The following is a 7,988-nucleotide window of genomic DNA, read 5'->3' on the forward strand; positions in this document are numbered from 1 at the left end:
AATGGATAAAAAAATATTAGTAGTTTATTTTTCTACATCATCAAATAATACACACAGGTTTGTACAAAAATTAAATTGGCGTTCTGTAAGAATTCCATTAGATGGTACTCCAATAAAAGTTAATGAAGATTATATTCTAATTGTTCCTACCTATTGCGGCGGTAGATTGCATATGCATGGTGCTGTAACTAAACAAGTTATACAATTCTTAAATGATAAAGATAATAGAAGCTATTGCCGGGGCGTAATTTCTTCAGGTAACACTAACTTTGGAGATCAATTTGCTGTAGCCGGACCTATAATATCCAAAAAATTACATGTTCCCTTTTTATATCAATTTGAATTGCTAGGTACAATGGAAGACGTTGAAAATGTCTTAAATATATTAAAAACAGAACGGTGGAAACAAAATAACGATGAAAAATAATGAAACTTATATTTCTTTAAATGCATTAACAGAATTTAAAGATGAAAATGGTCATTTTAACTTTGAAGCTGATAAAAAAGCTGTTAAAGCATACATAGATGAAAAAATTAATCCGAATACTAAAAAATTCAAATCATTTCGAGAAAGATTAAATTTTTTAATTGATAATGACTATTATGACAAAGATTTACTAGCTAAATATAATATTGAATTTATCGAAAAGTTAACAAAAAAAGCATACGATCAACACTTTACCTTTCCTAATTTTATGGGAGCTGTAAAATTTTACAATGCCTACGCCTTAAAAACTAATGACCACAAAGAATATCTTGAAAATTACGAAGACCGTGTGGTAATGAACGCCTTATTCTTAGCTGATGGTGATGAAGACTTTGCTACTTCATTATTAATGGACATTATTCACAATAGATTTCAACCAGCTACACCAACTTTTCTTAATGCTGGTAAAAAAAGACGTGGCGAATATATATCATGCTATTTGCTTCGTGTTGAAGATAATATGGAATCTATTTCCCGAAGCATTACCACTAGTTTGCAATTATCTAAACGTGGTGGCGGAGTGGCTTTGTGTTTAACTAATCTTCGCGAATTTGGAGCACCGATTAAAAAAATAGAAAATCAATCTAGTGGTATTATACCCGTCATGAAATTGCTCGAAGATTCATTTTCTTATGCAAATCAACTAGGGCAACGTCAGGGAGCTGGAGCGGTATATTTACACGCTCATCATCCTGAGATACTTAAATTTTTAGATACAAAAAGAGAAAATGCTGACGAAAAGATACGAATAAAATCTTTATCATTAGGTGTTGTAATTCCAGATATCACCTTTCAACTAGCAAAAGAAAATAAAGACATGGCTCTCTTTTCCCCCTATGACATTATGCGAGAATATGGCAAACCTATGTCCGATATTTCAATCACCAAAGAATATGATAAATTGGTAGCCAATCCTAAGATCAAGAAAACATATATCAGTGCACGTAAATTATTTCAAACGATTGCTGAATTACAATTCGAATCAGGTTATCCTTATATTATGTTTGAAGATACCGTTAATGATAGAAATCCAAACAAAAAAGAAGGACGCATTGTAATGTCAAATTTATGTTCGGAAATTGCACAAGTCAACACACCTAGTGAGTACAATGAAGATTTAAGTTTTTCAAAAACTGGACATGATATTTGCTGTAACTTAGGTTCACTCAATATTGCAAAGGCTATGGATGACTCGGAACATTTTGAACATTTAGTTGCTAATAGTATCAGAGCTTTAGATCGTGTTTCACGTGAATCAAATTTAAAATGTGCCCCTTCAATCAGAAAAGGTAATTTAGCGAACCATGCTGTCGGATTAGGAGCTATGAACTTACACGGCTTTTTAGCAACTAACCATATATTCTACAATTCACCCGAAGCAGTTGATTTTACTGATATGTTTTTCTACGCAACTGCATACTATGCATTCAAAGCTTCTAACAAGTTAGCTCAAAAATTTGGAGCATATTCTGGTTTTAAAGAATCTGAATATGCTGACGGTTCTTACTTTAAGAAATATACTGAGCATGATAATTTACCAAAAACAGCTACTATTAAAGATCTATTAAATAAATATCATTTTTATATTCCAAGTCGTGAAGATTGGAATAATCTGGTAAACAATATAAAAAAATATGGTTTAGCTAATTCGCACTTACTAGCTGTAGCTCCAACGGGTTCTATCAGCTACTTATCTTCTTGTACCCCAAGTTTACAACCAGTTGTAGCTCCTGTTGAAACTAGAAAAGAAGGAATGGTTGGACGAATATACGTTCCCGCATATAAAATTGATAACAATAATTACAAATATTATCAAAAAGGTGCCTATGAAGTAGGTCCCGCAGCTATTATAGACATAGTAGCTGCTGCTCAAAAACATGTAGATCAAGCTATCTCATTAACTTTATTTATGACAGATAAAGCTACTACACGAGATTTAAATAAAGCTTATATCTATGCTTTTAAGAAGAAATGTGCAACCATTTACTACGTTCGTGTTAGACAAGAAGTACTAGAAGGTAGTGAAAATCTAGCTGCTGATGAAGTTATCAAAACAGATAAATTCAAATGTACTGGCTCTAAAGAATGTCAAGTATGTATGTTATAGTAAAATCACTTTTAAACTAATAAAAACGACTTTATAACTTAGACGATACGCCTAACAATAAAGTCGTTTTTTTGTGCCTTGCTTAATTTTATTTGATTTTTGCAATTCTGCCCTGCTGTATATAAGCTGTCAAAACAGCTAAGTCTGCAGGATTAACACCTGATATTCTTTCAGCTTGTGCAATAGATTCAGGTCGTATTTTTTCAAATTTTTGTCTAGCTTCAGTAGCCAAACTTGGAATTGCTGCATAATCAATACCTTCAGGTATTTTCTTAGATTCTAATCGATGCAAGCGATCCACCATAATCTTTTCTTTCTTAATATAACCTTCGTATTTTAAAGCAATCTCAACCTGCTCTTTGACATATCTATCAGCCGCTAATTTTTTACCTGTTAATTTTTCAATAGCGTCAAAAGTTACACGTGGTCGTTTTAAGAAATCAGCTCCATTAACTGCTCCATTTAGTGCATCCTGCTTGATATCCTTTAAATAATTTTGTACTTCCTCAGTTGGATGAATTGTTATAGACTTTATATTTTTCATAGTCGTCGCAATTGCTTCTTTTTTACGTAAAAATTCTTGATAACGCTCTTCGGAAATCAGACCTAAGTTATACCCTTTTTCTGTTAAACGCAAATCTGCATTATCATGTCGTAATAATAAACGATATTCAGCACGACTAGTTAACAAACGATAAGGTTCATTAGTTCCTTTGGTAACTAAATCATCTATCAGAACACCAATATAAGCTTCATCACGACCCAATACAAATCCCGGCTTATTTTGTGCACTTAATGCTGCATTAATACCTGCAATTAGTCCTTGCCCTGCTGCTTCTTCATAACCTGATGTGCCATTCATTTGACCTGCAGTAAACAAATGACGAATATTTTTAGTTTCTAATGTATGCTTTAATTGCCATGGTTCAATTACATCGTACTCTATCGCATACCCTGGACGCATCATTTCTGCTTTTTCTAATCCAACCACAGAGTGTAACATCTTTAATTGAACCTCCTCAGGCATTGAAGTTGAAAAATCGCCAACATATATTTCTCTTGTTTTCCAACCTTCAGGTTCTAAAAATATTTGATGTCTATCTTTATCAGCAAATCTAACAATCTTAGATTCAATAGATGGACAATAACGAGGACCCACTCCCTTTATCACACCAGAAAACATAGGTGCTCTATCTAAATTTTTTCTAATTATTTCATGTGTAACGGGATTAGTATATGTCATATAACAAGATAATTGATCTTTAAGATAATCATCATCGCTAGTAGTATATGAAAAATGTCTTGGCTCCTTATCGCCCGGCTCCTCTTCAGTTTTAGAATAATCAATCGTATTACCATCCACACGTGGAGGAGTTCCCGTTTTAAAACGACGCATCTTAAAACCTAATTTTTCCAAATTTTCAGCTAACTTGATAGAAGGCAAGGAGTTATTAGGTCCAGATGAATAAGTTAATTCACCAATGATAATTCTGCCACGCGTAGCTGTACCAGGTGTTAAAACTACACTTTTGGCTAAATATTTTGCTCCTGTATTGGTTATTAAGCCTTTACATATACCTTCTTCAACAATCAATTCATCAGCCATTCCTTGTCGCAAAGTCAAATTAGGTGTATTTTCAATAGTATTTTTCATATATTCGTGGTATTTCCACTTATCTGCTTGAGCACGTAATGCACGCACAGCAGGACCCTTACCTGTATTCAGCATTCGCATCTGAACATATGTTGCATCTATATTTTTGCCCATTTGACCACCTAAGGCATCTACTTCACGTACTACCGTTCCTTTAGCTGGACCACCAACAGATGGATTGCAAGGCATGAAAGCTACCATATCCAAATTGATAGTCAATAAAAGTGTCTTTTCCCCCATTCTGGCTGCAGCTAGTGCAGCTTCACATCCAGCATGTCCTGCTCCCACAACAATCACATCATATTCGTTAGAATTATATGTCTTCATTTTTGAATACCCTACTTTCCAAGACAAAACTTACTAAATAATTGTGTTATTAATTCATCAGGTGCTGTGTCACCCGTAATTTCACCTAAGCTATCCCACGCCTCTTTTAGATCTATTTGCACAAGATCTAATGGCATATTATCATTAATAGCCTCAATAGCCTCTATTAATGATTGCTTGGCCTTTCTGAGTAAATCGTTTTGTCTTTGATTTGTTACCATAACTTCACTTTTTGAATCAGTAATTCCCTGTAAAAATAAAGATTTAATTGCCTCTTCTAATCCAATCATATTTTTTTTCTTTAATACTGAAATCGTCACAATAGGACTATCAGTAATTTTTTGAATATCTTTTTTAGTTATTTTTGCTACTTGATCAGCTTTGTTTAAAATGATAATCCTTTTTTTATCTTGCGTTAATTCTAATAATTTCTGATCCTCTTCAGTTAATTCTTCACTAGAATTTATTAGCAACAAAACTAAATCAGATTCAGTTATAGCTCTTTTTGAACGTTCTACACCAATTTTTTCAACTATATCATCTGTTTGTCTTATTCCTGCTGTATCAATTAGTTTTAATAAAATGCCTTTTAATGATACATACTCCTCTAAAGTATCACGAGTAGTACCTGCTATATTAGTTACAATAGCCTTTTCTTCTTTAGATAAGTAATTTAATAACGAAGATTTACCAACATTAGGTCTACCAACAATAGCTGTTGCAAGTCCAGACCTAACTACCTTTCCTTCTTGAGCAGTGGCTAATAATTTATCTATTTCTTTGATAACTTGTTGAGCCTTGTCATACATTTCTTTAGAAGTAACATCGTCCATATCATATTCAGGATAATCAATATTAACTTCTTCATGTGCCATGGTATTCAAAAGTTCTTGTCGCAATTTTCTAATTTCAAAAAGAAGTCCACCTTCTAATTGCTTCATTGCTACTTGTCTAGCCCGATCAGTCTTAGCTTCAATAATATCCATAATCGATTCAGCTTGCGTTAAATCAATTCGTCCATTAATAAATGCACGCTTAGTAAATTCCCCTGGCGTAGCCATTCTAGCTCCATTATCAAGAATCAATTGTAATATTTTTTGTGTCACTAATAATCCACCATGACAGGATACTTCAACCGTATTTTCTCGAGTAAATGTTTTAGGAGCTAACATTACTGTTACTAAAACTTCATCTACTACGTCTTTATTAGCATAATCGATAATATGTCCATAATGAATAGTATGCGAGGCAACTTTATTCAAATTTGCTCCTCGGAAGATTTTATTGACTATTTCTAACGCATTTTCACCCGAAACCCTAATAATGGATATACCGCCTTCACCGATTGGTGTGGCAATTGCAGCAATAGTATCATATTGTGTTAAAACCTGTACCATAATTTCACCTTAATTAATTTTGTATAAAAAAAGTGCCCACTCCACCACTACATTGATGGATAAAGCACTTTGACTACTTTATCTAATAACTATAGATAACTATTTAATTTTTCGACCGAATTTCTTATATATTTTCCTATACTTGGCCTTACGCTCTTTTTCTTGCATCTGTTTAAGCTTTAATTCACGATAATATTTTATCGGATTTTGCAAAAAGAAGGTTTGAATCGCTTGGAACAAATTGGAAATTACCCAATACAAGGATAATGCTGACTGCAGACTACATGCCATCACACCAATAAATACTGGCATAACATATGTCATGCCCTTAGTCATTGCATTATTAGATGATTTAGCTTGAGATAATTGCCCTATGTAACTTGCAATAAATGTAAAAATAGCTGCTAAGATTGGCATAACCATATAAGGATCAGGATGTCCTAAATCCATCCACAAAAACCGTCCATTTTGCAATTCAGGAGTTCTTAAAATAGCTTGCCACAAAGCAATCATAATCGGCATCTGGATTAACATAGGTAAACAGCCTAAATATGGATTAACTCCACTTTCCTTGTACAACTTACTAGTTTCTTCTTGTAATTTTCTACGAGTTTCAGCATCTCTATCTGAATATTTCTTACGTAAAGCTTCCATCTCAGGTTGTAAACTTTGCTGTTTAGCCATACTTTTAATTGAAATAGCATTTAATGGCAATAATACAACCCTAACAATAATAGTAAATACAACTATTGACCAGCCATATGCGTTATGTAATATTGCTGCAAGCCATAAAATAAAACTTGAAATATAGTATAAAATATAACGATCCCAAAAACTGCCACTATTGTTTGACAAAGGCGGTACAGAACCATTACTACTTGTAGAAACACACCCCGTTATGGTTAATGAAATAAGTAAAATCGTTGCGATTACTATTATCTTTTTTAAATTTTTCTTTGATAGAAAGTCGCTCACTTTAATTCTCCTCAACTTGCGATGGTATATCACTAATCAATAAATTAGACAGTTTCATAACATGCTCTAAATTTGCCTTTATACATTTCATATCAAGATCTTTTACATATGGTCTAGCAATTACTAAAAAATCGACATCTTTTTTTATCATATGCTTATCTTCAGTGATTGCTGCTCTGATACATCTTTTTATACGATTTCTCAAAACCGCATTATGGCCAACCTTTTTACCAACAGATATACCTACGCGAAAATGTGGCTGATTAACCTTGTCTAATTGATATAAGACAAAGGCTTTATTAGCCATAGACTGTCCAGTTTCAAATACCAATTGAAAATCTTTTTCTGATTTTACACGATAGGATTTTCTCAAAATAACTCATCCTAACTTTAAACTAAAAAAACCACTGAATATCAGTGGCTTAAGCAGATAAGACTTTTCTACCCTTTTTACGGCGTCTTGCTAAAACCTTACGGCCATTTGCTGTTGCCATACGCTTCATAAAACCATGAACACGTGAACGGTGACGCTTCTTTGGTTGATAAGTTCTCTTAGTGGTCATTATGTGCACCTCCGTTTAGTACTATAAGCACAATTTCTAATTTAGGATATCACAGATAAAAGAAAAAGCCAAGTCTTTTATTGAAAAAAATACTATAGATATTCTTTATTTATTTTTTTAGTCGTTTTTGTTTTGTGAATTTTTTGCGATTAATTTTTTTATATTTATATTATCAACAAGGATTTTTACAAAGTTATCAACAATTAACATCTTGTTTACAAAATTATACACAGCCTGTGGATTATTTTTGCAAAATGATTATTTTGTTGTTGATACTCTTACTTTTTTTATTCACAACCGCTCTGTTTATAACTGCAAAAATTTTGATATTTTGCAGCTTTCTTGTGGATAAAAGCTTTTTTTTGTTCACAATTATGTTTAAAAGTGTATTATAGTTTTGCACCTGTGGAAAAACATAGAATAAAATGTTAAACTTATTTTATTAATTATCAACCACGATCTTCTCGGAGGTAATACT

The 7,988-nt window shown here is 32.8% G+C and carries 7 protein-coding genes; 2 read left to right on the forward strand and 5 right to left on the reverse strand.

Annotated elements, in window-relative coordinates; genetic code table 11:
• The first annotated feature begins 1 nt into the window (after nt 1).
• Both nrdI and nrdE read left to right on the forward strand, forming a co-directional pair.
• Complete coding sequence (gene nrdI / locus G6Z82_RS06475; RefSeq protein WP_006733297.1) at nt 2-427, forward strand: class Ib ribonucleoside-diphosphate reductase assembly flavoprotein NrdI; 426 nt, start codon at nt 2-4, stop codon at nt 425-427.
• Entirely contained in the window at nt 417-2,594 is a 2,178-nt protein-coding gene (gene nrdE / locus G6Z82_RS06480) for a class 1b ribonucleoside-diphosphate reductase subunit alpha (RefSeq protein ID WP_006734695.1), read from the forward strand. Before nrdI ends, nrdE begins: the two co-directional genes overlap by 11 nt.
• 88 nt (nt 2,595-2,682) lie before the next feature.
• Here the strand turns inward: nrdE and mnmG are convergent, their stop codons facing one another.
• The 5 genes from mnmG to rpmH all read right to left on the reverse strand — a co-directional run bounded on the left by mnmG (nt 2,683) and on the right by rpmH (nt 7,510).
• Nucleotides 2,683-4,575: a tRNA uridine-5-carboxymethylaminomethyl(34) synthesis enzyme MnmG gene (mnmG, locus tag G6Z82_RS06485; RefSeq protein ID WP_006731391.1), complete on the reverse strand. Its 1,893-nt coding sequence runs from the start codon at nt 4,573-4,575 to the stop codon at nt 2,683-2,685.
• Nucleotides 4,576-4,586: 11 nt separating this feature from the next.
• On the reverse strand, nt 4,587-5,972 hold the full coding sequence (gene mnmE / locus G6Z82_RS06490; protein WP_006734726.1) for a tRNA uridine-5-carboxymethylaminomethyl(34) synthesis GTPase MnmE: 1,386 nt from the start codon (nt 5,970-5,972) through the stop codon (nt 4,587-4,589).
• A 99-nt stretch (nt 5,973-6,071) separates the two neighbouring features.
• Nucleotides 6,072-6,947 (reverse strand): membrane protein insertase YidC, encoded by an 876-nt coding sequence (locus G6Z82_RS06495; RefSeq protein ID WP_006732068.1) that lies wholly within the window; start codon nt 6,945-6,947, stop codon nt 6,072-6,074.
• A 1-nt stretch (nt 6,948) separates the two neighbouring features.
• Entirely contained in the window at nt 6,949-7,320 is a 372-nt protein-coding gene (gene rnpA, locus G6Z82_RS06500; RefSeq protein ID WP_006729296.1) for a ribonuclease P protein component, read from the reverse strand.
• A 49-nt stretch (nt 7,321-7,369) separates the two neighbouring features.
• On the reverse strand, nt 7,370-7,510 hold the full coding sequence (gene rpmH, locus G6Z82_RS06505; protein ID WP_006729295.1) for a 50S ribosomal protein L34: 141 nt from the start codon (nt 7,508-7,510) through the stop codon (nt 7,370-7,372).
• Nucleotides 7,511-7,988: the final 478 nt, after the last annotated feature.

This window comes from Lactobacillus iners, assembly GCF_011058775.1.
GTDB lineage: Bacteria > Bacillota > Bacilli > Lactobacillales > Lactobacillaceae > Lactobacillus > Lactobacillus iners.

Bases quoted from the DNA above. Each gene is read 5' to 3' on its own strand.
- nrdI (WP_006733297.1), top strand. From the start codon at position 2: ATGGATAAAAAAATATTAGTAGTTTATTTTTCTACATCATCAAATAAT.
- nrdE (WP_006734695.1), top strand. From the start codon at position 417: ATGAAAAATAATGAAACTTATATTTCTTTAAATGCATTAACAGAATTT.
- mnmG (WP_006731391.1), bottom strand. From the start codon at position 4,575: ATGAAGACATATAATTCTAACGAATATGATGTGATTGTTGTGGGAGCA.
- mnmE (WP_006734726.1), bottom strand. From the start codon at position 5,972: ATGGTACAGGTTTTAACACAATATGATACTATTGCTGCAATTGCCACA.
- rpmH (WP_006729295.1), bottom strand. From the start codon at position 7,510: ATGACCACTAAGAGAACTTATCAACCAAAGAAGCGTCACCGTTCACGT.